The organism is Actinomycetota bacterium, assembly GCA_019347675.1.
Lineage (GTDB): Bacteria > Actinomycetota > Nitriliruptoria > Nitriliruptorales > JAHWKO01 > JAHWKW01.
Genome location: JAHWKW010000015.1, coordinates 65,076 through 88,751, shown reverse-complemented (window position 1 = coordinate 88,751; position 23,676 = coordinate 65,076). Strand labels below are relative to the sequence as shown.

Sequence of the window (23,676 nt, the reverse complement as noted above, 5' to 3'; positions counted from 1 at the left end):
CTACCCGACCAGCGCCTGCGTCAACCGCTCCAGCCCTTCGATCAGTTCCTCGTCGCCGAGCGCGTAGCTGATCCTCAGGCACCCCGGGGCGCCGAACCCCTCGCCGGGGACGACCGCCACCTTGGCGACGTCCAGGAGGGCCTCGGCGAGCTCGACGGTGGAGTCAACACGACGGCCGCCGACCGCCATCCCCAGCAACCGCGAACAGTCGGGGAAGACGTAGAAGGCACCGTGGGGCTCGGGACAGACCACCCCGTCGATCGCCCGGAGCCGATCGACGGTCACGGTCCGCCGCCGGTCGAAGGCGGCGCGCATCTCGGCGACCCGGTCCTGGGGTCCGGTGAGCGCGGCGACGGCGGCAGCCTGGGCGACGTTCGCGACGTTGCTGGACAGGTGGCTCTGGACGGTGGCGGCCGCGTCGGCCACCTCGACCGGCGCGATGATCCAACCGACCCGCCACCCCGTCATCGCGTACGTCTTGGAGACGCCGTTGACCACCACGCAGTGGTCGGCCACCTCCGGGGCCACCACCGGCATGGACACGACGCGGGCGTCGCCGTAGACCAGATGCTCGTAGATCTCGTCGGTGACCACCCACAGGCCGCGCCCTGCCGCCCACCGACCGATCGCGGCGACCTCCTCGGGGGGGTAGACCGCGCCGGTGGGGTTGGATGGCGAGACGAACATCAACGCCTTGGTGCGGTCGGTGACGGCCGTGTCGAGCTGGCCGACCGAGGCCCGGTACCCGGAACCGGCGTCGGTGGGGACCACGACGGTCCGGCCTCCGGCGAGTGCGATCTGCTCGGGGTAGGTGACCCAGTACGGGGCCACCAGCAGGACCTCGTCCCCAGGGTCGAGCAGGACCTGGAACGTCTCGTACAGGGCCTGCTTCGCCCCGTTGGTCACGACCACCGCGGCCGGGGACACCTCCAGCCCCGAGTCCCGCGCCGTCTTCTCGGCGATGGCCTCGCGCAGGCTGGCCAGTCCCGGCGCAGCGCTGTAGTGGTGCATCGCCGGGTCGGCGCAGGCGCGCTGCGCCGCCTCGACGACGTGGTCGGGGCTGGGCAGATCCGGCTCTCCGGCACCGAAGCCGATCACCGGTTCGCCGGCGGCCTTCAGCGCCCGAGCCTTGGCCGTCACCGCGAGCGTGACAGAGTCCTCGATGCGACGGACACGTGCGGCCAGGGCGGTATCGGGCATCGCGATCCCTTGAAAGCAGGTCGCCGCAGGATAACCACCGGCCAGCTGGCCCCCGGCGGACGTCAGGTGGTTCACTTCAACGTCCTGCCCTCCCCGACCTCGCCGTGGCGCTCTCGCGTCGCGTCCTTCAAGCCCGCAGCGGAGTCGCCATGATCGACCTCACGATCCCCCCCGAGCTGCTCCCACGCGACGGTCGCTTCGGGAGCGGGCCGAGCAAGGTCCGACCCGAGGCGGTCGCTGCTCTGGCCGAACGCGGGGTCGCACTACTGGGCACGTCGCACCGGCAGGCCCCCGTCCGTGGCCTCGTGACGCGGTTGCAGGAGGGCCTGGCCAGCCTCTTCGATCTCCCGGACGGGTACGAGGTCGTGCTCGGGGTCGGCGGGGCGACCGCGCTGTTCGACGCCGCTGCGTTCGGTCTGGTGCGCCACCGCAGCCTGCACTACGTCTTCGGTGAGTTCTCGAGCAAGTTCGCCGCTGCGATCGAGGCTGCGCCTTGGCTCGACGATCCCGTGCGGGTCGCGGCGGACCCGGGCACCCGGCCGGACCTGATCGGCCACGACGGCGTCGACGTCCAGGTCCTCACCCACAACGAGACCTCCACCGGGGTCGCGATGGACGTGATCCGTCCCGACGGCGAGGCGCTCGTGGTGGTGGATGCGACCTCCGGCGCGGCGGGGCTCCCGGTCGACATCTCCGAGGCCGACGTGTACTCCTTCAGCCTGCAGAAGGGCTTCGGGTCGGAGGGGGGACTGTGGGTCGCGCTGGCTTCGCCCGCGGGACTGGCACGCATCGAGGAGCTTGGCGCCCAACGGTACGTCCCCGCGTTCCTCGACCTGCGAACGGCGGTCGACAACTCGCGCAAGCATCAGACGTACAACACGCCGGCCATCGCCACGGTCTTCCTCGCCGTTGAGCAGGTCGAGTGGTTGCTGGCGCGCGGAGGCCTGAACTGGGCGACCCAGCAGTGCGCCACGAAGGCGGAGCACCTGTACGGCTGGGCGGAGAAGGTCGACTACGCCACACCGTTCGTCGCCGACGCCGCCGCGCGCTCTGCCGTCGTGGGGACGATCGACCTCGCCGGAGTCGCGGCTGACGATGTCAACGGGGTCCTGCGCCGCAACGGCATCGTCGACACCGGCGCCTACCGCAAGCTCGGTCGCAACCAGCTGCGGGTCGCGATGTTCCCGTCCGTCACGCTGGAGGACGTCGTGGCGTACACCGCCTGCGTGGACTGGGTCGTCGAGCGGCTCGCGTGACGGGCCGAGCACGATGCACGTTCATCGTCGCTGGGTGTCGTGGGTCACGACGATCCTTCGGTGGGGGCCGCCTGCAGCAGCTCGGCGAGGCTGTCGGCGAGGTGCTCGCCCAGCCGGGACACGTCCGGGACGCTCTCGCGGCAGGTGACCAGCCCGAAGAACAGCCCGTCGCGATAGCTGACCACGCTGATGTTGAGCGCGCCCCCGTCGATGATCGGGCCCAGCGGGTGGTAGCTGAGCAGCTCGGCGCCGGCGAAGTACAGCGACCGTCGGGGCCCAGGGACGTTGGAGACGACGACGTTGTACAGAGGCCGGTGCCGTTCGGCCATCCCGGTGGCCGAGTACAGCCGGGCGGCCCGCGCGAACATCGCCGGCGCGGCGAACTCCGCCCAGTCGGTCAGCGTGGTGGCGCCGATTGCCAGGTGTTGCCGCTTGGCGTGCTGGGCGCTCCGCGACACCCGACGCAGACGCTCGGCCGGGTCCGCTGTGGCGGTGGCCAGCGAGGTGATCATCGCCGAGACCGCGTTGCGCTGGTCGTCGCCGCCGCCGGGGCGGACCGCGATCGGGACCCACGTGACCAGGTCGTCGGCGGGGAGCTCGCCGTGCTCGGCGAGGTAGCTGCGGAGAGCTCCGGCGCAGACCGCCAGCACCACGTCGTTGAACGAGACGTCGAACGCGCGCTTGACCTGCTTGACGTCGTCAAGTGCGAGCGAGACGAACGCGACCCGGCGGTGGGGTGTGATCGACGCGTTGAAACGCGTCCGCGGGGCGGTGAACGGTGCCGGCGGCCGGTCGCCGTTGGGCTGATCGCTGTCGTCTCGTCGGGCTTCGAACTCCAGAGCGCCCAGCTTCAACGCGCCTCGGACGGTGCGGTAGGCGGTCTCGGCCAGCTCGACGGGCAGACTGGCCCGGTCAGCGGCAGCACGCGCCAGCAGGCGCAGGTCCGACGGGATCGGCTCGGGATCGAACGTCCCCTGCGGGGCGCTGACCTCGGGATCCGGGTCGGTGTCCAGCAGCGTGGTCGCGATCTCGCGGCCAGAGACGCCGTCGATCGCGGCGTGGTGGATCTTGGTGACCACGGCGATGTGGCCGTCCTCGAGCCCATCGACGTACCACATCTCCCACAGCGGCCGGTCGCGATCCAAGGGCCGGCTGATCACGTCGGCCGCGAAGTCGGCCAGCTGGTCGAGGCCGCCGGGGCTGGGCAGCGTCGTGGACCGGATGTGGTACTCGAGGTCGAAGTCGGGGTCGTTCACCCACACCGGGTGATGCAGGTTGAACGGGACGAACACCAACCGCTGCCGGAACGTGGGGATCTCGTGCAGGTGGGCCTCGACCGTGTCGCGCACCCGCTGCAGGGAGTAGTCCACATCTGCCGTCGACGGATCGAACAGCATCGCGGACCCCACGTGCATGTGGGCGCTGGACGTTTCCCCGTACAGGAACGCAGCGTCGAGTCCGGACAGGCGCTCCATCGCGGCTCCCTTCACCGTCCACGGCTCACCGCGGTCAGGGGATCATCACGAGACTACAACCGCCAGGAGCGAGGTTGGCTGTCGTTCGCCGTCAGTTGCGCCCGTGATCGCGACGTCGCAGTTGGGCACGCAGCGACTGATTGTCATCGTCGAGCTCACGGATACGCACCCGAGCCGCCTCGAGGTGGCGCATCAGCTCGTAGTTCGCCGCCCTGATCCGGTCGATCACATCCTGTGCATGGGTCAGACGCGAGGAGAGATCCTCGACCGTCGCCTCGTGCACGTCGGCCGCGACCAACTCGCCCGCGTCGATCTTGGCCTCGATGGCGTCTTCAACAGCGTCGTGGTGGGATCTGCTGTGCTCGCGCGAAATGTTCACGCGAGCCACAGTACGGGTTGGAGTCGACTCCAAGGCCAACGTCGGCGGGGCGTCCGAACGTCCGCGTCTGCCGCCCGACCCGGTCAGACGCGGGCTGCGATGTGTGGGGCGACGTCGTCGGCGGCCTCCTGCCCGTACGCGCGTGCCAGGCGCTCCACGAACGCGTTGGGCTCGACCACGTACTGCTGGGTACCGAGCGACTCGAGGACGAGCGTCGCGAGCAGACTGCCGATCTGCGCCGAGCGTTTCGCGGTCAGGCCCCAGGCGTGGGCGGTCAGGAACCCCGCCCGGAAGCCGTCCCCGACGCCGGTGGGGTCCACGACCTCGTTCTCCGGGCACGCCGGCACGTGCAGTGCCTGCCCCCCGGCGGTCTCGATCTCGCAGCCGTTGGACCCGTGTGTGGTGACGCGGACCCCGACCCGTGCGAGGACCTCGGCGTGTGACCAGCCGGTCTTGGACTCCATGATCGTGCGTTCGTAGTCGTTGGTGATGAGGTACGCCGCGCCGTCGACGAGCCGGCGGATCTCGGGGCCCGCCATCCGGGCCAGCTGCTGGCTCGGGTCGGCCACGAACGCGATCCCGGCTCGGCGGGCCTCGTCGGTGTGGCGCAGCATGGCCTGGGGATCGTTGGGCGAGATCACCACCAGGTCGATCCCGCCGACGCGCTCGAGCACCGGTGCAAGCTCGATCAGCCGGGCTTCCTCCATCGCCCCGGCGTAGAAGGACGCGATCTGGCGGTTATCGATATCGGTCGTGCAGTGGAATCGCGCGGTGTGCTTGAGCTCGGAGATGTGCACGGAGTGTGCGTCCACGCCGTGTCGCTCCAGCCAGGCGCGGTAGTCGGCGAAGTCGTGCCCCGCGGCTCCGACCAGGACGGGGCGGAGACCGAGCTGTGCCATGCCGAAGCAGATGTTCGCCGCGACGCCGCCGCGCCGCACCTCGAGCTCGTCAACCAGGAAGCTGAGCGAGAGCCGGTCCAGCTGGTCGGCGAGGATGAGTTCGCTGAACCGCCCGGGGAACCGCATCAGGTAGTCGTTGGCGATCGAGCCGGTGACGGCGATCCGCATACTCTCCCCTGGATCGGTCCGCGGCACCGTAGCGCAGGGGTGCACTCGGCCGGTCGAGTGCCGGCGTTGCCTCATGACCGGGTGAGGACCCGATCGATGGCGTCGACTCCGACGCGGAGCTCGCCACCCTCGATCGTCAGCGGAGGACGGAAGCGCAAGCTGCGTTCACCGCAGCCGAGCATCATCACGCGTTCCTCGTCGAACAGCCGTTGGCGGACCGCGTCGCGGGTCGAGCGGTCCGGCAGGTCGAAGGCGCACATCAAGCCGCGCCCGCGGACGTTGCCGACCATGTGCGGGTGTTCCGCGGCCAGTTGCATGAGCAGCTCGACCAGGACCTTCCCGGACGCGGCCGCCCGCTCGGCCAGCCGGTCAGCGTCGAACAGCTCGAGGATCCGCGTGGCGCGGACCATGTCCGTGAGGTTCCCACCGAAGGTCGAGTTCAGCCGGGATGGCGTCCGCAAGGCGTTCGACGCGACGTCCTCGACGCGCCGCCCCGCCATGATCCCCCCGACGTGCACCTTCTTGCCGTAGGCGACGATGTCGGGCTCGAGGCCCAGCTGCTCGTAGCACCAGCGCGAACCGGTCAGACCGACGCCGGTCTGGACCTCGTCGAGGACGAACAGTGCATCGTGCTCATGGCACAGGTCCTGCATCCGCTGCAGGAACACGCCGCGCATGTGGTTGTCGCCACCCTCACCCTGGATCGGCTCGGCGATGAAGCACGCGATGTCGTGCGCGTACCGGGCGAACGCTGCGGCGGCTTGTTGAAGCGCTCGCTCCTCGGCGTGCTCGAGTTCGGCCAGGTGGTCCTCGAGCGGGAACCGCACCGCCGGGACCGGTACGCGTGGCCAGTCGAACCGGGGGAAACGGGCGGTTTTCATCGGCTCCGTGTCGGTGACCGACATGGTGTACCCGCTGCGGCCGTGGAACGCCCCCTGCAGGTGCAGCACCCGCGTCCCCAGGTCGGGTGACCGGCCGGCCTGCTCGTTGCGTTGTGACTTCCAGTCGAACGCGACCTTCAGTCCGTTCTCCACCGCCATGGCCCCGCCTTCGATGAAGAAGTACCGGGGCAGCGCCGGATCACCCAGGACGCGCTCGAACGTGTCGGTGAAGCGGGCGAGCTCCACGCTGTAGATATCCGAGTTCGACGGTTTGTGCAGCGCAACGTCCGCCAGCCGCTCACGGAACTCGTCATCGGCGACCAGGGCAGGGTGGTTCATCCCGAGCGTGTTCGAGGCGAAGAACGAGAACAGGTCGAGATGCTCACTGCCGTCACGGGCGTCCACAAGCCACACTCCGTGACTCGCCGTGGCATCCAGGACGAAGTCGAAGCTCTCGGTCAGCATGTGCCGACCCAGCGTGTGCAGCACGTCGCGAGGATCGACCCGCGGATCGACCATGGATCATCCCGTCGTCGCGGAACGTGCCGCCATGCCGCCCGCAGGGTAGGTCCGCCGACGTGGCGCTCGCCGGGCGCTCATCTGTGCCCAGCGGGATCAGTGGTCGTCAGGCTCGCTCTGGCGCCGCAGGAACTGCTCGAACTCCGCAGCGATCTCGTCGCCGCTGGGCAGCGGTCCGAAGCTGGCTTCGGCCTCGACATCGGCGTCGTAGGCGGCCTCCAACTGCTGGATGTGCGACGAGATCTCGTCGCTGCTCCGCGCCGCGAGGTCCAGCCGCTGACGGTGGGCGTCGGCGTCGGCGCGCACCTCCGACAGGTCCACGTCCGCCTCGACGATCGCGGCGAGCTCGTCGAGTAGCACCAACGCCCCGGCGGGGTACTCCCCGGCGACGTAGTGGGGGATGCGGGCCCACAGGCCCAACGTGCGCAGGCCTGCGTCGCGCAGGGCCGCTTCGATGATCACCTGGCAGGACGCCGGGACCGTCAACCGCTCGTGGGGGCGCCCGAACCGGTCGAGCAGCTCTTCGTCACTCCCGGTCGTGGTGAGCCGGGTCGGGCGGGTGTGGGGGACCGGTGCCGGGACCGCTCCCAACCCCACGTATCGCTGGGCACCGGTGTGGGCGGCGAGCTCGACGATGTCGGCGCACAGCTGCCGCCACGCGAAATCGGGCTCGCCGCCTTGCACCAGCAGCACGTCCTTGTCCCCCCCGGCGTGCAGGTGGAAGACATCGAGCGACGGCCACGTCGGCTCGCCGAGCAGCCCGCGATCGATGGACAGGATCGGACGCCGGTCGCGGTAGTCGTACAGGGCGTCGCCGTCGAAGGACGCCACGACCTGGGCGTGCCACTGCGCCTGCAGGCGCTCCGCCGCCACCGACCCGCACCTGCCCGCGTCGGTCCACCCGTCCAACGCCACGACCATGACCGGCTCGACCAGCGTCTCGTCGAGTGGCCCATCGAAGCGGAGCAGTTCCATGCGGATCCCATGGTAGGAACGGTGGGTCGCGACCGCTGCCGTGACCGGAGTGATCCCACCGGCCGACCGTCGATCGACGTGGCCGCGGGCCGACGTGCGTGAACATCAGGGCGGCGCAGTGCCTGATGTCACTTCGTCCGGTCTCGCCTCACAGGTCGTGCGGTCGGACGGTGCTGCGCTTGTTGGACCTCGCACGTTCCGCGGCCTGACTCAGCATGTTCTGGACCCGCCGGTTGACCTCGTGCGCGAGCTCGCTGTCCATGCGCATGTCGAGGTTGTTCAGCGTCTGCTTGACCCTACTGGTGACGACGACCGAGATGTCCTCGGCCGCGCCCCGGGCCTTGGCCGCCGCTGAACGCACCGACGGCTGCTTCGCCGCGCTCTTCTTGGCGGCCTTCTTGGCCGGCGCTCTCTTCGTCGCAGCCTTCTTGGCTGTGGCCTTCTTGGCTGTGGCTTTCTGGGCTGTGGCTTTCTGGGCGGCCGTCTTCTTGCCCGCGGACTTCCTCGGTGCTGCCATCGGTGCGTCGCCTCCATCTCGCCGGTTCGTCGCCGCCCGCGGCGGCACGCATGGGGCAGACTAGGCGACAACCCGCGCAAGTCGAGGGAACAGCTGCGTACAAGGCCGGTTGTGGCGGTCCGGTGAGCGGTTCGCTCCCGCCCGACGTCGCCCGTTGGGTCGCCGGTCCGCAGGGGTTGGCCGCGGTCGCGGACGCCACGGCACGACTCGACCGGGGCGAGGATCCTCTCCAGGTCGGGTCCGACCTGCGCGCAGATGGGCTGAGCCCGACCCGCGGCGCCGCTGTGATGGCATGCGCGGATGCGCGCCGCCGAGCCAGAGGCGTCCACCGCGACGCCGACGCCCTGCTGTTCACACCGGATGCGTTGGAACAGGCCAGCCACCCGGCCGTGTCGGCGTGGCGTGCGACGCGGTTCCGCGACGTCCCGTTCGTCGCGGACCTGTGCAGCGGCGTCGGCGGTGACGCCCTGGCGATCGCCCGCCAGGGCAGCGTGGTCGCTGCGGTCGATCGCGACGAGGCCCGCCTGGTCCTCGCCCGGCACAACGCCACGGTCCGGGCCGTTGCCGTCCGGCCGGTGGTGGGTGACGCGCGACGTCCTCCGACGCGACCTGGCGTCGTGGTGCACGTGGATCCCTCGCGGCGTGGCCCTCGTGGGCGGGCCCGACGACTGGCTGCGTACGACCCGCCGTTGGATGCGTTGCAGCCGGTGCTGGCGGCGGCACGCGGGTACGCCGTGGTGCTCTCGCCGGCCGTGTCGCTGGACGACCCCGATCTTCCACCGGGGGAGCTGGAGTTCATCCAGGTCGGTGCGGAACTGGTCGAAGCGGTGGTGTGGGGTCGTCTGCTGCGCCGCAACGGGCAGGTCGCCACCGCGACGCTGTTGCGTGCCGACGCCCCGCCGTTGACCTGCTCCCGCGACCGCGACGCCGAGCATCTACCGGTCCGGCCAGCCGGGGATTGGCTGGTCGAGTGCGCGCCCGCCGCGGTCCGCGCCCGCCTCCACGACGCGCTCGGCGCAGGTTTCGGCGGCTGGCGCATCGCCCGCCATCGGGCGCTGCTGTCGGTCGGCCAGCGGCCCGACCGGTCACCGTGGTGGCGGACGTGGGCGGTCGAAGCCGAGCTCCCGCTGCGCGCCCGCGCCGTCCGCGCGTGGCTGGCTGCGCACGGGGATGTCCCGGTCGAGATCCGCACCCACGGTGTCGACGTGGACGTGGAACGTTTCTGGCGCGACGTGGGACGCCCCCGACGCGGCCCACGGGGACGCACGCTGCACCTGGTCCGCCTCGATACGGGGGCGCGGGCGTACGTCTGTCGACGGGCATGATCCGTGACGCCGGGGGTTGCCTAGACTCGGTGACGCTCCCCGACCGCCACGCCCGGGACAGGGAACCTTCGTTCGAACGACCGGGACCCGACACGGAGGTCGCAGGTACGGTGAGCACATGAACGACACTGGCACGCTCGAGCGGACCGTCCCCGACCAGCGGCCCTGCACGCGTTGCGACGGGACGCAGTACCTCGTCGCGACCCAGCAGGGACTCGGCAAGTACCGCTGCGACCAGTGTGAGCTGGCCGTCGGGTTCGACCTCGAAGCGCAGCCGGTGGAGTTCCTCCTGCGCCGTGGGCTCCCCAGCCGTTACTCCAAGCAGTGGTTCGGCCAGCGCCTCGCCCCGCAGGAGCTGCGGCTCGACCGCGAGGTCGCCGCCGACCGTTCGTAACGCGTGCGACACGCGGCCGCCCCGGAGATCGGGGCGATCCTCGCACAGCAGTCCGGGACCGGGGATGTCCCGCTGTGGGCGTGGGTCGCGTTCATCGCCGCGACGGTGGCGTTCCTGCTGCTCGACCTGTTGGTGTTCCACCGCGAGGCACATCGGGTCACCACCCGCGAGGCCGCGGTGGCGTCCGCGGCGTGGATCGGGCTCGGACTGCTGTTCGCGGTCGTGGTCTGGATGTGGCTGGGTGGCCAGGCCACCCAAGAGTACCTCACCGGGTACCTGATCGAGAAGAGCCTGTCGGTCGACAACCTCTTCGTGTTCGTCCTGATCTTCAGCTACTTCCGCGTCCCCAACAAGTACCAGCACCGCGTGCTGTTCTATGGGATCCTCGGCGCGTTCGTCTTCCGGGGCCTGTTCATCGCGGTCGGCGCCGCCCTGCTGGCCAGGTTCTCGTGGGTGGCGTTCCTGTTCGGGGGCTTCCTGATCTACACCGCGTACAGGCTCGGCAGACACGAAGGGGTCGAGGTCGACCCGGCCGACAATCCGGTGCTGAACCTCGTCCGACGTGTGGTCCCCATGACCCACAGCTTCCACGGTCAGAAGCTGTTCGTGCGCGGGTCCGAGCTCACCGAGGAGGAGGCCGGGCGCCCCTCCAGCCGCCGAGCTGTGTGGGCCACGCCGCTGTTCGCGGTGCTGGTCGTGATCGAGACGACCGACATCATCTTCGCCGTCGACTCCATCCCGGCGATCTTCGGGATCACCCGCAACGCCTTCCTGGTGTTCTCGTCCAACGCCATGGCGCTGCTGGGACTGCGTGCCCTGTACTTCCTCCTGGCGGACCTGGTCGCGCGGTTCCGCTACCTCGATACCGGCCTGGCGCTGATCCTGGGGATCGTCGGGGTGAAGCTGATCTACGAGGAGCTGGTGCACCTCCAGGACGCGGGACGTGTCCACCTGCCGGAGTGGACGATCGTGCACATCCCCCCGTGGGCGCCGCTGGTTCTGGTCGCCGTCGTGCTGACGGTTGCGACCGTCATGTCGGTGCGCAACCCGCTCCCCGACGCGGAGATCGAGCGTCGGCTGCAGCAGGCGAGCCCGTCCGAGTCGCCGATCGAGAGCTCACCGCAGGAGGCGGGGGCGACACCGGGGGAGTAGAGCCGGGCAGCCGCCGACTGCTTACCCTGGCCGCATGTCCGAGTTGACCTGCGAACGCTGTGGCACGAACTTCTCGGTCCCCGACGACGTGCGCAGCCGGTACCCGGGCTGGACGCCGCGCCACTGCCGGTCGTGCCACCAGGATGTGTCCGGCGCTCCCGGGGGGCAGGCCAGAGGCGACAGGCCGGGACATGGTCTGCAGGAGAACCTCACGCTGGCCGAGGTGCTGTCGCGGTACAGCGGCGGGCCCGACAGCGGTGTCTTCACCGACGGCAGTGCCAACCCCAACCCGGGGCCGGGTGGTTGGGGGGCGGTGTACGTGGTGGACGGTGAGATCGTCGTGCAGAGCCACGGCCACGAGCCGCACACCACCAACAACCGGATGGAGTTGACGGCCGTGATCCGCGGCTGCGATCTCGTGCCCTCAGCGACGTCGGCGACGGTGTACACCGACAGTCGGCTGGTGCACGACACGATCACCAAGTGGGCCGCCGGCTGGGAGAGACGAGGCTGGACCCGCAAGACCGGCGAGGTCTCCAACCTGGATCTCGTCAAGGAGGCGTACCGCCGGTTCCAGGAGCGTCCCGAGCTGCGGATCGAATGGATCCCCGCCCACGCCGGGAACCGCTGGAACGAGTACGCCGACTCGTTGTCGACCGCCTACACCCGACAACAGCTGTGATCGCTCAACGGGGCTCGTTCGGCATGGCGATCCACAGGACCAGGTAGGCCACCAGGCCAGGGCCGAACGCGAATGCCCCGACGACGAACACCACCCGCACGATCGTGGAGTCGACGCCCAGATAGCGGGCGATGCCTCCACAGACCCCGGCGATCATGCGGTCGTCGCGGCTGCGGACGAGCCGGCGTCGCCGTGATGGCGCAGGGGGGCCGCCGCCCGCGGGCTGCTGCGTTGGAGCGGTCGAGGCGGCAGTGTCGTCGCCTGACGCTGGCGCCCCCCCGAAGGCGGCGGCCCCGGTGGGGCGCCGAAGCGGCTCGTCGTCGACGGCGTCTTGCAAACCGGTCGGTGTCAGCCGGTCACGCATCTGCTCGCGGTCGCTCATCGGATCGGCTCCTTGGGCGCCGGTGGCGGGAAGGCACGCGCGGTCGAGGTCACTGGTTCACGACTCGTCGGGGGCTTCGATGTGGTAGTAGACCTGCCAGAACCCGAGGTGTTCGGGTCCGCTCGCGTCCTGCGGCCCGTACCGTCCCAGCCACGACTGCGGGTCGCCCTCGAACTCGCGCGTGTAGGTGTCGACCGCCTCTGCGGGGCCGTCGGCATCGTGCGGCAGCGCAGCGATGCGGACGGCGAGGTGGTCCTCGATGTCACCCTCGAAGACGGGCTCCTCGATGCGGATCGAGTACAGCGACCGCGGTTTGTAGTACCGCTGGCGCGGCAGGCGGATGTGCTGCTCGACGCCGTCGTGGTTGCGGGTGTGCACCCGGACGTCGAGGTGGAGGCGCGTGTCCGCCGGGCGGGTCCCGCGGTCGGCCTCGCGGAGCCGCAACGGCTCCATCGCAGGATCGCGGTCGTTCATGATGCGCACGCTGTCCAACACCACGCGGAGCTTCATTGCCTCCCTCTCCTTTTGCGCCATGTTCCCATGGTCGTCATGAGATCGCAGGTCTGCTACCGCCAGACCTGGCCGACGCGACCGCCCGTCGCGACTCCCTCCGCCGCACGTGTCGTCTGGACGTCCCGGGTGGTGCGTGGATGTGTCCGGGATTGGAGGATGCGGCGAAGCGTCCCCGTGGCGGGGGTCGCCAGCCGCGTGTCGGATGCGAACGAGGAGGGATCGATGACGTTCTACGCCGAGCACGTGACGGTTCGCGTGCGACAGGTCGCTGGCGACGCCGCGGTCGCGCTGTGGGTCGTGGGCGTGGTGTGGATCGCGCGTGGCTTCCACCGCGTGGTGCGCCGCCTCGCGGAGCCCGGCGCGAGGATCGAGCGCACCGGTGCGCGGTTCGCGGACGGCTTCGACAGGATCGCCGACCAGATCAGGGAGCTGCCGCTGGCCGGGGCGCCGCTGCGCACGCCGTTCGCCGTGGTCGCCGACGCGGGACGCGGTCTCGAAGCGGCGGGGCGGAGCCACCAGGAAGCGGTGGCGACGCTGGCGATGGTGCTGGCGGTGGCCAGCGCCACGGTCTTGATCGTCGGCGTGCTGGCCTGGTACGTCCCGGGGCGGGTGCGGTGGGTCCGCGAGGCCACGGCCGCCGTGCTGCTCCGCGACGAGGGCGCCGATCTGCGGCTGTTCGCCTACCGGGCCGCGGCCAACCGCAGCCTCGCCGTGCTCCGTCGCGCGGTCGACGACCCCGGCGCAGCACTCGCCGCCGGCGACTACCGCGCGCTGGCAGCGCTGGAGCTCACAGCGCTCGGCCTGTACACCGACGGCAGACGCTGACCCCCGTGCGGGCCGACGCCTGCGTCACTGTGGGGGTGGTGCCTGCGGTTGTTCGGGGGGCGGAGCCGACGCGTCAGCGGCCGGCGGCGGGTCGTCGCCGGCCGGCTGCTCCGGGGCGGGAGCAGGCGGCGGGGCGGCGCGGTCGTTGCGCTCGACGATCTCCAGCGGCGCCTCGTAGCGGGTGAAGATCCGCTGCTCGGTGCTGCGACCGTCACGGTCGATGGTCCTGGTGACGGTCACATCGAAACCACGGCCGCCCGCCTGCACCCGCCGGGAGCTGCCCGGTCGCAGGCTCGGGTTGTCGCGGTAGACGGTGCGGTGGTCGCGCCAGTTCGTCGGCTGTCCGTGGACGGCCGTCACCCGGCGGCCACCGTTGTCACCGAACAGCGACACCGTGATCGACCTGTCGGTGTACGAGGTATGGATCAGGATCCCGTTGTCGCTGTCGTTGCGCAGCTTCAGGTCGACCCCCGGGTAGTACAGGGTCGCCTCGCGGCCCATCGGGTACCGCGAGATGAAGTAGCTGTGGGCCTTGTGCTCGACGATGTCGATCCCGGCGAAGAACGCCGCGTTGTACGCGGTCGTGGCGAACTGCGACACCCCACCCCCGACCTCGTTGACGTACTCGCCGCCCACGATCGTGCCGTCGGCCGCGAACCCCTTCGCGCGGGTGCGTTCCCCGACGTGGGCGTTGATCGAGAAGGTCTCGCCCGGCCGCAGCACCTTCCCGCGGATCAGATCCGCCATCCGCTGGATGTTACGGACGCGGTTCTTGCAGCACTCGTGGTAGGTGGTGAACGTCCCGATCAGCTTGGTGACGCCAAGCCCCCGGGCCTGTTCCGTCGTCAGGTCCGGCTCGACGACGACCAGGTCGAGGGCGGCTCGGCGGGTTCCGCTCGTCAGCAGCTCCGTGAGCTGGCGGGCGGTGCGCTCGGGGTCGAACTCGGCGCCGTCCGCGCTGGGGACGAGGCGGAGGTCCGCCGGCTTGGGCTCCCAGGTCGCGTCGTCCTTGTCGTCGAAGGCCACCAGGCCGCCGATGACCTCGAACGTCGCCGAGCGGGGCGCGACGTTGAGCCGGTCGAGGTAGGGCGCGAACGCGGAACGCACCGCGTCGACCGGCACGTGAAGGACGAACGCGCCGGACTCGTTGACGGTTGCCGCGATCAGCGGAGCGACGTCGCCGGGATCCAGCACCGCCACCGTGCTGCCGTGGGCGGTCAGCCTCAGCGGCTCGGCGAGCGCATGCCGCGCCTGCGCGGCGACACGGTCGACCTGCTCCGGGGCGATATCCACCGGCAGGACCTCGGCCGGCAGCGGCATGGACTGAGGCCCGGCCACACGGATCGCCGCCAGGAGCTGATCCAGCGCCTGTTCCTGCTTGACGCGGACGCCGTCGGCGGGCGGCTCGGCGGTCACGACGAGGGTGTCGGGATCGGCGGTGACCCGACCGACGAACGGTTCCCGGTCGACCTGCTCGGCCACGTCGGTGACGAACGCACGGGCACGTTCCTCGTTGGAACGGTCGACGAGGCTGACCTCGATCCGGCGGCCCGACAGCGACGCCACGTGCGTCCAGCTGTCGGCGAGCACGTTGCGGTCACGCCCGGGCGCCATCGCCCGGTCGACCGCTGCGGCCAGGTCGGCCCCGTACCCCTCGGTACCCGGGACGTAGGCGAACTCACGCCCCTCGAGGGTGAAGGTGACCGGGTCGCTCTGACGGGCCGCGACGAGCTGCATCAGCGCCGCGTGGGCATCCTGGCGGCCCAGGCCGCCGACCTCGACGCCGTCGACCACGACGCCGGGGAGGACCTCTCCGCGGTGGACCAGGCGGAGCGCCCCGACGAACGCGATCACGACGACCGCCAGCACCGCCGCGGCGACGATGACGCGGCGGCGGGCGAACGGCGGCGACGGTGGCGGGATCGCGTCCTGGTCCGACGTCGTGACGGCCGTCTCCGGTGAAGGAGGGCGGTGCATGGTGCTCATCGAGATCCCCGTGTCGGCGGGGGAAGCCGCACCACATCGCGCGACGTCCGAGCGCACACAACCTGCGCCGACCCGCAGATGTTCCCGCCGGATCCGCGGAGGATAACAGAGAGCCAGCGCGGTTCGTGATGTTCGCTCTCCAGCCAGCTGCGAGCCGTCAGCTGACACGCCGGGGATGTCCGGCGGCAACTGCCCGAGCACGTCGCAGAGCTCTCCCTCGCTGATCGCGGCCCGCACCGCTGTGCTCCCGCGGGCGACCGGGCTTGCTAGGGTCGCTGGCCGACCAGCGCCGCGGGGTGGCGGCGCCTGCACCCACCGCGAGGAGCAAGCGGTTGACGGCTGCCCGTCGCGTCCAGGCGTTCGCCGCCGCAGCGGTCGCCAGCCTCGTCGTCGCCCTCGCCCCGTCGGTTGCCTCCGCCCACGGCACCGGCCACGACCAGCGGGCTCTGGACGACGCCCGCCGGAAGGTGTCCGCGGTCGAAGCGCAGCTGAGAAGCGCCCGCGCGGAGCAGCGCGACGCGGACCAGGCGCTCCGCGACGCCGACGCCCGCTTGTCGCTCCTCGAGGAGGCCGTCAACGAGGCGGCCGCTGCCCTGGACCGTCAGCAGCTCGCGGTGGACGAGGCGGCGGGGCGGGTCGCTCAGCTACAGGACCAGATGGCCGCCCAGCGTGACGCGTTCGCCAGCCGCGCAGCGACGCTGTACAAGCGGGGTGCCGGCCTGCCCTTCGAGGCGGTACTGAGCGCCGGCTCGCTCGGCGAGGCGCTCGATCGCGGGGCGTACGTCCAGGCGCTGTCGTCGTCGGACCGGGCCGCCCTCGAAGGCCTCGTCGCCACCCGGACCGCCACCGATGCCGAGCGCGTCCGCCTGGCTGCCGAACGCGACCACCTGGCCGCGATGAAGGTCGAGCAGGAGCGGCTGCTGGCACAGGTCGCCGAACTGCGCCGAGACCGCGCCCTCCAGGCCGCTGCGGCCCGCGCCAACGTCGCTGGGCTCGAGGAGCAGCGCGAGGACCTGGAGGCGGAGTCGCGGCGCGTCGAGCAGCTGATCCGCCGAAAGGAGGCGGCCGCCCGCGCCGCGCGGTCCGCCGCCTCGGCCTCCTCCACCCGCTCCGCGCGGGGGGCCGTCCCCGCCGCCGTCGGCGTCGGCGGGTACGCGTGGCCACGCTGCGACCGGGTCACATCCGGGTTCGGCCGCCGCTGGGGACGGATGCACACCGGGATCGACATCGACGGCAACACCGGCGACCCGATCTTCGCTGCCAAGGCCGGGCAGGTCCTCTTCGTCGGTTGGCAGGGCGGGTACGGGCGCCTGACGCTGATCGCGCACGGCGACGGGGTCGTCACCGCCTACGCGCACCAAAGCGCGTTCGCCGTCGCGGACGGCCAGCGGGTCGCCCAGGGCCAGCGCATCGGCAGCGTCGGGAGCACCGGGTACTCGACCGGTTCGCACCTGCACTTCGAGACGCGTGTGAGCGGCACACCCGTCGATCCGCGTCGGTACCTGCCGGGCAGGTGCTGACGCTGGCCGTGCTCCTCGTGGCCGACCTGACCTGGCCGATCCTCGAGCGCATCCCGATCGCGGGAGACCTCGCCGTCTCCCCTCACGGCATCGGGACCGCCGCGGGGTTCCTGGTCGGGGCCGTCCTGCTGCTGCGCCGCACGGAGCGACGCGGGATCGCCGACGTCTACGTGCACGACATCCCCGCCGCGGTCAACGACCTGCTGGTCCGGGCGCTGATCGGTGCGGTGATCGGTGCGCGCGCGTTCTACGTCCTGACCCACTTCGACCAGTACGCCCGCGATCCGATCGCGATCCTGCGCGTGTGGGAAGGGGGCCTCACGCTCCTGGGCGGACTCGCCGGTGCCATCCTGGCCGCCCTCCCGCAGGTGCGCCGCGCCGGCTACCGCTTCGACCTGCTGATGGACTCGGCCGCCCCGGGGCTCGCGGCCGGGATCGCGATCGGGCGGTTGGGGGACCTGGCGATCGGCGACCACCTGGGTGACCCGGCAGGCGGGTGGCCACTGGCGTGGCGGTGTACCGGGAACTACTGGGATCGAGCCACCAACACGCTGCGGGCCTTCGGCGACCCTGTGCCCCCACAGGCCGGGCCGCCGTACGCCGGGCAGACCCAGGGCTGCTTCGACGTGGCGGTGCATCAGACGGCTCTCTACGACCTCGTTCAGGCCGGGCTGCTCCTGGCTCTCCTGCTGTGGTTGGAGCGCAAGCCCCGCTGGAACGGCTTCCTCATCACGGTCTTCGTGTACTGGTACGCCGCCGCCCGCTTCGTCTCGGACTTCCTGCGTCAGGACCGGCGCCTGCTGGGGCTGACCGGTTCGCAGTACGCTGCGCTGGCCGCGATCGCCGCCCTGACCGTGTTCCTGCGCTGGCGCCGGCCGTGGCAGCGGCGACCTTGGGTGTGGGACCCCCCCGACTTCCCGCACGCCCCGCCACGCCGCGACGATCACGCCGGCGACACGTGACACCCCCGCCGGATCACACCGGGCGCGCTGCGCGAACGGCGGCGACCGCCGGTGCCGTCAGCCGACCGCGCGGACCAGGATCGACGGGACCTGGTCGAGGGTGCAGGTGAGGACCACCTGTCCGGGCTCGACTTCCGCCCGGGGTGGGCATGGCACCAGCTCGTCGGGGATCGCGACCCGGACCGCCTCGCCCAGCCGGAGCTGGCGCCCCGCCACGTCCACCCGGTCGGGGATCTGCTCACCGGCGGGGCCGAGGTCCGAGGTGTCGATCTGTGCGGTCACGCGCCCGGTGTCCATGTCGGTCACCTCGACCTCGCCGCGGACGAGCGCAGCGCGGTCCAGCGACACGCCGTCCAGGTCGAAGCGGACCCGGGTGAAGGGCACCTCCTGGCGGACGACGTCGCGCAGGACCACCCGCACCTCGTCGACCTTCCCGGTGACCAGGTAACGGGTCACGACCGGGAAGTCGCCCAGACGGGCGTCGATGCCCGCCGCGTCGCGCACCCGCTCGCGAACGCCGGCCTCGATCCTGGCTGCGGCGAAGCGTGGGACGGCCAGCTCGACCAGCACGGCGAGGACCACCACCCCGAGCAGCATCCACTTGATGATCCGCACGTCGGCTCCTAGAAGCGTCGACCTCCGACGAGCGTAGGACGGTCACGCCCGTCCGTGGTCGGCGGTGGACTCCCACTCGTCGATCTCCGCCACCAACCGCGCACGCACGTCGCGGGGAGCGAACGCCGCCCGGGCGGCACGGCGCTGCAGCTCCGCCAGGTCGGAGGGCCGCAGGCCCGCCAGCCGGGTGGCGTGGCGCAGCTCGTCGGTCAGCGTTGTGGAGAACAACGGCGGGTCGTCGCTGTTGATGGTGACGTCGGCTCCGGCGTGCCACAGCTGCGGGAACGGGTGCTCGTCGAGTGATCCCACCACGCCCAGTGCCACGTTCGACGACGGGCACACCTCCAGCGGCACCTGGTCGCGGACAAGCCTGGCCAGGAGCGCGGGGTCGTGCACGGAGGCGATGCCGTGTCCGATGCGGTCGGCGCCGAGGTCGTCGAGGGCGTCGCGCACGTTGCCGGGGCTGCCGGTCTCGCCGGCGTGGACGGTCAGCCCCAGCTCCAGCCGGTCCGCCGCCCGGCGCAGGACGGCGAAGTCGCGCTCCGGGTAGGAACCCTCGACGCCGGTCAGACCGAGTCCGACCACCGGGGCGTCCGCCGACTCGACCAGCCCCACGGTCTCGTTGGCGTGGGCCACGCCCTCGTCACGTCTGGCATCGACGACCAGACGCAGATCGACGTCGCGCCCGCCGTCGGCGAGCCCGTCGCGCACCGCCGCCCACATCGCGCGGGGCGGCATGCCGTTGCGCACGTGGGTGACCGCGGTGAACGTCACCTCGGCGTACCGCACACCCTGGTCGGCCTGGTGCCGCGCGAACGCCGCTGCGACCGTCGCCAGGTCATCGGCACTGCGCAGCAGACGGCTGACGGCGAGGTACAGGTGCACGAACCGATCGAAGCCGTGGAACCGGCTGGGGTAGCGCCTGCCCACCAGCGGCAGGACCCGGTCGGGGTCCTCCCCGTGTCGCCGTGCCAGCTCGATGGCGGTGTCGACGGCGACGCTGCCCTCCAGGTGCACGTGCAGCTCGACCTTGGGCAGGGACCGCAGCGTGCGGGCACCGAGGGCAGCGTCCGGCCGCGTCACCGGCCTTCCGACCCCTCGCCACCGGTCCGGGCAGGGCAGGCCACCTCCCGGGTTCCGCGGCGCCACACGGCGTTCCTCGACCGCATCGCGCCGACCGTACCGCGGGAGGTCTAGGCCGTTCGGAGAACCGGCGCGTCAGGCCCGCGGTTATCCTGGAAGTCATGGCCGAGTCCCACCAGCGGTACGAGGACCTCGCCCTTGCTCACGTCCTGGGCGGCCTGGATTCGCAGGACTCCGCGGAGTTCCGCGCGCACCTGCTCAGCTGCCGCGACTGCCGGTTACGTGTCGCGGAGCTACGTGACCTGGCGGCCGAGCTGGCAGCCACCGAGCGCCAGGAGCGTCGCCGCGCCGCCGTCGCGACCGAGACGGTTCGGCGCGTCGATCACCACGACGCAGACGACCGCTCGCGGTGGGAACGCTGGTCGCGGCCGGCGCTCCGCGTCGGTGCCGTCCTGGCCACGATGGTCGTGCTGACGGTCCTGTTCTGGAACTACCACCTGCGTCGCGTCACCGGTAATTACGAGGCGGTGGTGGAGCGTCAGGCCGAGGTCCTGTCCATCCTCGCGTCCGGCGACCCGCTCGACGTGCGCACGTCGGCTGGTGTGACCGGTGCGGCGGCGGTGTCCGACGGTCACCTGGCCGTGAGCCTCGAGGCCTTCCCTGAGCTCGGTGAAGACGAGGTGGTGGTGCTCTGGCGGGTCGACGACGGCCGTGCCAGCGTGGTGGACGTGGGCCGCGCCCCGCAGGACGGCGCCGTCCCGTTCGCGATGCAGGTCGCGGACGCCGACGCGGTCGTGGTCACCGTCGAGTCGGCCAGCCAGCGTCCCACCGCGCCCGGCAACCGCCAGCTCGCCGAGGTCCGTCTCCCGCCCGGCGATTGACTGTCGCGCGTCGTCGCCGGCGCCGCCATGGGGTAGCCTCAACGGTTCCGGGCGCGTAGCTCAGTGGGATGAGCGCTCGCCTCACACGCGAGAGGCCGCTGGTTCGATCCCAGCCGCGCCCACCCGGCCCCCGCCGACGCGGGGCCAGCACCGTTCCCGCCGACCGCGACGCACGCGGGTGACGCGCTGGCATCCAAACGACCCTCGACGCGGTCGCGGCGGCCTTTCCTCACCAAGGACGACGGGCCCGCCGCCGAGGACGTGTTCCTGACGCTGGTCGCCGACGGGGGACGTCGCACCCGCTGGTTGGTCCCCTCTGACGCGCGGGAGGTCTTCGGCGTCCGGCTGCGCCGAGTTGCAGGCGGGATGGGCGCTTGCTCTGCACAGCGAGTGAGCCGCAGGCCGCCGGCCGACCTGCACAGCCGCCGCGGTTACCCTCGATGCCCGAGAGGAGGTGCCACGTGAGCGCTGACAGCCGACCCACCGCCCGAGAGCTCCTGGCCGAGCGCGGTCAGCTCCAGGGCCGGGTCGTTGCCGCCCTGGTCACCACCGGCTCCGGCCCGCCCGAGGACTGGGACCTCGACCGGCCTGTCCCCGACGACGCGCACGTGGAGCCCATCCAGGTCGGCACCGACCGCGGCCGGGCGATCCTGCGCCACTCCGTCGCGCACCTGATGGCCCAAGCGGTCACGCAGCTGTACCCCCACGCCAAGTTCGCGATCGGCCCGCCGATCGAGGACGGCTTCTACTACGACTTCGACGTCGACCAGCCGTTCACACCGGACGATCTCGAGCGCATCGAGGACCGGATGCGTGACCTCGTCCGCGAGAAGCAACGCTTCGAACGCGACGAGCTGTCCCGCGACGAGGCGCTGCGGCTTTTCGCCGACCAGCCGTACAAGCGCGAGATCATCGAGCGACTCGACCCATCGGAGGTCGAGGTCGTCACCGAGGACGGGCGTCGCGTCGGGCCCGCCGGCCACGGCCAGACCGGCGGAACCGTCACCGTCTACCGCAACGTCATCGAACAAGACGGTCAGGTCCGGGAGCGCTGGGCCGACCTGTGTCGCGGACCACACCTGCCCGACAGCGGCTGGGTGCCGGCGTTCAAGCTGCTACGCACCGCCGGGGCGTACTGGCGTGGCGACGAGTCACAACCGATGCTGCAGCGTATCTACGGCACCGCATGGGAGTCGCGGAGAGCCCTCGACGAGCACCTGCGCCGCCTGGACGAGGCCCGCAAGCGCGACCATCGCAAGCTCGGGCCGCAGCTGGAGCTGGTGCACTTCGCCGAGGAGCTCGGCCCTGGCATGACCATCTGGCTCCCCAAGGGGGCGATCGTCCGCAAACAGATGGAGGACTGGGCCCGCGAGGAGCACCTGCGACGCGGCTACCAGCCGGTGTACACGCCCCACGTCGCCAAGGGGATGCTGTGGGAGACCTCCGGCCACCTGGATTACTACCGCGAGAACATGTTCCCGGCGATGGAGCTCGAGAACCTCGAGTACTACGCCAAGCCGATGAACTGCCCGTTCCACATCCTGGCGTACCAGTCGAGGGTTCGCTCCTACCGGGAGCTCCCGCTGCGACTCGCGGAGCTCGGGACGGTCTACCGTTTCGAGAAGTCCGGTGTCGTGAACGCGATGCTCCGTGCCCGCGGGTTCACCCAGGACGACTCGCACATCTTCTGCACCCGCGACCAGGTGGTCGACGAGGTCGTCGCGGTGATCCGCTTCACCCTCGACCTCTACCGCGATTTCGGCTTCGGCCGCCCCTCACGGGTGGCGGTGTCGACCAGACCTGAGAAGGCGATCGGCCGCGACGAGGACTGGGACGTGGCCGAGAAGGCGCTGGTCGATGCGGTGCAGCGTGCCGGCCTCGACTATCAGCTCGACGCCGGAGAGGGCGCCTTCTACGGGCCGAAGATCGACATGCATGCCCGCGACGCGATCGGTCGCGAGTGGCAGCTCACCACCATCCAGGTGGACTTCAACCTCCCCGAGCGGTTCGACGTGACCTACGTCGGTGAGGACGGACAACACCACCGGCCGTTCATGATCCACCGGGCGCTGTTCGGTTCGATCGAGCGGTTCTTCGCCGTGATGCTCGAGTCGTTCAACGGGGCGTTCCCGCTGTGGCTGGCTCCGGTCCAGGTGGCGGTCGTCCCGGTGGCGGCCGACTTCGCCGGGTACGCCAACGCGGTCGCCGACGCCGTCCGCGACGCTGGCCTGCGGGTCGAGGTCGACGACTCCGACGACACCCTGGGCAACAAGATCCGCAAGGGGCAGATCGACAAGATCCCGTACCTGGCGGTGGTCGGGGGCCGCGAGGAGGAAGCCCGCACGGTGTCGGTCCGCCCCTACCAGGGCGATCAGCGCTCCGGGATCGGGCTCGCCGAGTGGGTCACCGAGCTGACCGCCGAGGTGCGCGAGCGTCGCGCCGGCGCCCCGTCGGGAGGCTGACGGTGGCCGACGTCAACCCCCCCGGCTCGGTCGGCGACGACCTCCAGGCCGTGCCCGAGGTCGAGGACACCCCGATGTGGGGTCGGGTGGTGCGCACGCCCGAGGCCGGTCAGCCCCCGCCTGTGGACGGGATCCAGCGGCTGTGGGCGCCGTGGCGGTTCGGGTACATCGCCGGTGGTGACCCGGTCGACGGTTGCCCGTTCTGCGTGCTGCCCGGCCGTGGACCCGACCGCGACCGCGAGAACCTGATCGTGTACCGCGGGGAGCGCTGCTACGTGATCTTCAACGCCTACCCCTACAACCCCGGTCACCTGATGGTGGTTCCGTTCGCCCACACCGCCAACCTCGAGGACCTCGATGAGCCCACCGCCGCGGAGCTGTGGGAGCTCGGGCGGCGCTGTGTCGCCGTGGTCAAGGATCGGCTCGACGCCGAGGGCGTCAACCTCGGCATGAACCTGGGAGCCGCTGCCGGGGCGGGCATCAGCGATCACCTCCACCTGCACGCGGTGCCGCGCTGGCTCGGCGACACCAACTTCGTGTCGGTGATCGGGGCGACCCGGATCCTGCCGCGGGCGCTCACCGAGCTGTACGACGAGCTGGCGCCCGCCTTCGGCTGATCCCGGCC

Annotated in this window: 23 protein-coding genes and 1 tRNA gene; 12 read left to right on the top strand and 12 right to left on the bottom strand. The window is 71.2% G+C overall.

The annotated features are described in order from the left end of the window. Positions 1-1,200 (bottom strand): pyridoxal phosphate-dependent aminotransferase, encoded by a 1,200-nt coding sequence (locus KY462_11595; GenBank protein ID MBW3578359.1) that lies wholly within the window; start codon positions 1,198-1,200, stop codon positions 1-3. A gap of 149 nt (positions 1,201-1,349) precedes the next feature. Here KY462_11595 and serC point away from each other — a divergent pair, with 149 nt between their 5' ends. After that, complete coding sequence (serC, locus tag KY462_11590) at positions 1,350-2,456, top strand: phosphoserine transaminase (protein ID MBW3578358.1); 1,107 nt, start codon at positions 1,350-1,352, stop codon at positions 2,454-2,456. Positions 2,457-2,500: 44 nt separating this feature from the next. On the opposite strand, the gene KY462_11585 is transcribed toward serC, so the two are convergent. The 6 genes from KY462_11585 to KY462_11560 all read right to left on the bottom strand — a co-directional run bounded on the left by KY462_11585 (position 2,501) and on the right by KY462_11560 (position 8,269). Next, positions 2,501-3,931, bottom strand: coding sequence for a wax ester/triacylglycerol synthase family O-acyltransferase (locus tag KY462_11585; protein MBW3578357.1), 1,431 nt, complete (start codon positions 3,929-3,931; stop codon positions 2,501-2,503). Between the two features lie 91 nt (positions 3,932-4,022). Then, a complete protein-coding gene (locus tag KY462_11580) occupies positions 4,023-4,310 on the bottom strand; it encodes a hypothetical protein (GenBank protein ID MBW3578356.1) in 288 nt (95 codons plus the stop codon). An 83-nt stretch (positions 4,311-4,393) separates the two neighbouring features. Beyond that, positions 4,394-5,377, bottom strand: a complete 984-nt coding sequence (locus KY462_11575; GenBank protein ID MBW3578355.1) for a carbohydrate kinase family protein — start codon at positions 5,375-5,377, stop codon at positions 4,394-4,396. 71 nt (positions 5,378-5,448) lie between these two features. Beyond that, positions 5,449-6,777 (bottom strand): L-lysine 6-transaminase, encoded by a 1,329-nt coding sequence (lat, locus tag KY462_11570; protein MBW3578354.1) that lies wholly within the window; start codon positions 6,775-6,777, stop codon positions 5,449-5,451. A 96-nt stretch (positions 6,778-6,873) separates the two neighbouring features. Further along, entirely contained in the window at positions 6,874-7,752 is an 879-nt protein-coding gene (locus KY462_11565) for a PAC2 family protein (GenBank protein ID MBW3578353.1), read from the bottom strand. Between the two features lie 148 nt (positions 7,753-7,900). Further along, entirely contained in the window at positions 7,901-8,269 is a 369-nt protein-coding gene (locus KY462_11560) for a hypothetical protein (GenBank protein MBW3578352.1), read from the bottom strand. Between the two features lie 122 nt (positions 8,270-8,391). On the opposite strand from KY462_11560, the gene KY462_11555 reads away from it, so the two are divergent. The 4 genes from KY462_11555 to KY462_11540 all read left to right on the top strand — a co-directional run bounded on the left by KY462_11555 (position 8,392) and on the right by KY462_11540 (position 11,822). Continuing rightward, positions 8,392-9,594: a hypothetical protein gene (locus KY462_11555; GenBank protein MBW3578351.1), complete on the top strand. Its 1,203-nt coding sequence runs from the start codon at positions 8,392-8,394 to the stop codon at positions 9,592-9,594. A gap of 118 nt (positions 9,595-9,712) precedes the next feature. After that, positions 9,713-9,988 (top strand): hypothetical protein, encoded by a 276-nt coding sequence (locus KY462_11550; GenBank protein ID MBW3578350.1) that lies wholly within the window; start codon positions 9,713-9,715, stop codon positions 9,986-9,988. Positions 9,989-10,060: 72 nt separating this feature from the next. After that, the gene (locus KY462_11545; GenBank protein MBW3578349.1) at positions 10,061-11,140 is read left to right on the top strand and encodes a TerC family protein; all 1,080 of its coding nucleotides are present in this window, start codon (positions 10,061-10,063) and stop codon (positions 11,138-11,140) included. A gap of 34 nt (positions 11,141-11,174) precedes the next feature. Next, on the top strand, positions 11,175-11,822 hold the full coding sequence (locus KY462_11540; protein ID MBW3578348.1) for a ribonuclease HI: 648 nt from the start codon (positions 11,175-11,177) through the stop codon (positions 11,820-11,822). Between the two features lie 4 nt (positions 11,823-11,826). On the opposite strand, the gene KY462_11535 is transcribed toward KY462_11540, so the two are convergent. Then, positions 11,827-12,186: a PspC domain-containing protein gene (locus KY462_11535; GenBank protein MBW3578347.1), complete on the bottom strand. Its 360-nt coding sequence runs from the start codon at positions 12,184-12,186 to the stop codon at positions 11,827-11,829. 75 nt (positions 12,187-12,261) lie between these two features. Beyond that, complete coding sequence (locus KY462_11530) at positions 12,262-12,714, bottom strand: hypothetical protein (GenBank protein MBW3578346.1); 453 nt, start codon at positions 12,712-12,714, stop codon at positions 12,262-12,264. A gap of 225 nt (positions 12,715-12,939) precedes the next feature. On the opposite strand from KY462_11530, the gene KY462_11525 reads away from it, so the two are divergent. Beyond that, on the top strand, positions 12,940-13,542 hold the full coding sequence (locus KY462_11525; GenBank protein ID MBW3578345.1) for a hypothetical protein: 603 nt from the start codon (positions 12,940-12,942) through the stop codon (positions 13,540-13,542). Between the two features lie 24 nt (positions 13,543-13,566). Here KY462_11525 and KY462_11520 read toward each other — a convergent pair whose 3' ends face one another. Next, a complete protein-coding gene (locus KY462_11520; protein ID MBW3578344.1) occupies positions 13,567-15,528 on the bottom strand; it encodes a VanW family protein in 1,962 nt (653 codons plus the stop codon). Positions 15,529-15,860: 332 nt separating this feature from the next. Between KY462_11520 and KY462_11515 the strand changes: the two genes are divergently transcribed. After that, positions 15,861-17,048: a peptidoglycan DD-metalloendopeptidase family protein gene (locus KY462_11515; GenBank protein MBW3578343.1), complete on the top strand. Its 1,188-nt coding sequence runs from the start codon at positions 15,861-15,863 to the stop codon at positions 17,046-17,048. Continuing rightward, positions 17,042-18,010, top strand: a complete 969-nt coding sequence (locus KY462_11510; protein ID MBW3578342.1) for a prolipoprotein diacylglyceryl transferase — start codon at positions 17,042-17,044, stop codon at positions 18,008-18,010. The genes KY462_11515 and KY462_11510 overlap by 7 nt, the downstream gene beginning before the upstream one ends. A 57-nt stretch (positions 18,011-18,067) precedes the next feature. On the opposite strand, the gene KY462_11505 is transcribed toward KY462_11510, so the two are convergent. Both KY462_11505 and add read right to left on the bottom strand, forming a co-directional pair. Next, entirely contained in the window at positions 18,068-18,625 is a 558-nt protein-coding gene (locus KY462_11505) for a DUF2993 domain-containing protein (GenBank protein ID MBW3578341.1), read from the bottom strand. Positions 18,626-18,667: 42 nt separating this feature from the next. After that, positions 18,668-19,708, bottom strand: a complete 1,041-nt coding sequence (add, locus tag KY462_11500) for an adenosine deaminase (protein MBW3578340.1) — start codon at positions 19,706-19,708, stop codon at positions 18,668-18,670. Between the two features lie 161 nt (positions 19,709-19,869). On the opposite strand from add, the gene KY462_11495 reads away from it, so the two are divergent. From KY462_11495 to KY462_11480, 4 genes are all read left to right on the top strand, one after another. Next, the gene (locus KY462_11495) at positions 19,870-20,589 is read left to right on the top strand and encodes an anti-sigma factor (protein ID MBW3578339.1); all 720 of its coding nucleotides are present in this window, start codon (positions 19,870-19,872) and stop codon (positions 20,587-20,589) included. A gap of 49 nt (positions 20,590-20,638) precedes the next feature. After that, a tRNA-Val gene (locus KY462_11490) sits at positions 20,639-20,711 on the top strand. 318 nt (positions 20,712-21,029) lie between these two features. Next, the gene (gene thrS / locus KY462_11485) at positions 21,030-23,051 is read left to right on the top strand and encodes a threonine--tRNA ligase (GenBank protein ID MBW3578338.1); all 2,022 of its coding nucleotides are present in this window, start codon (positions 21,030-21,032) and stop codon (positions 23,049-23,051) included. A gap of 74 nt (positions 23,052-23,125) precedes the next feature. Continuing rightward, a complete protein-coding gene (locus KY462_11480; protein MBW3578337.1) occupies positions 23,126-23,668 on the top strand; it encodes an HIT domain-containing protein in 543 nt (180 codons plus the stop codon). Positions 23,669-23,676: the final 8 nt, after the last annotated feature.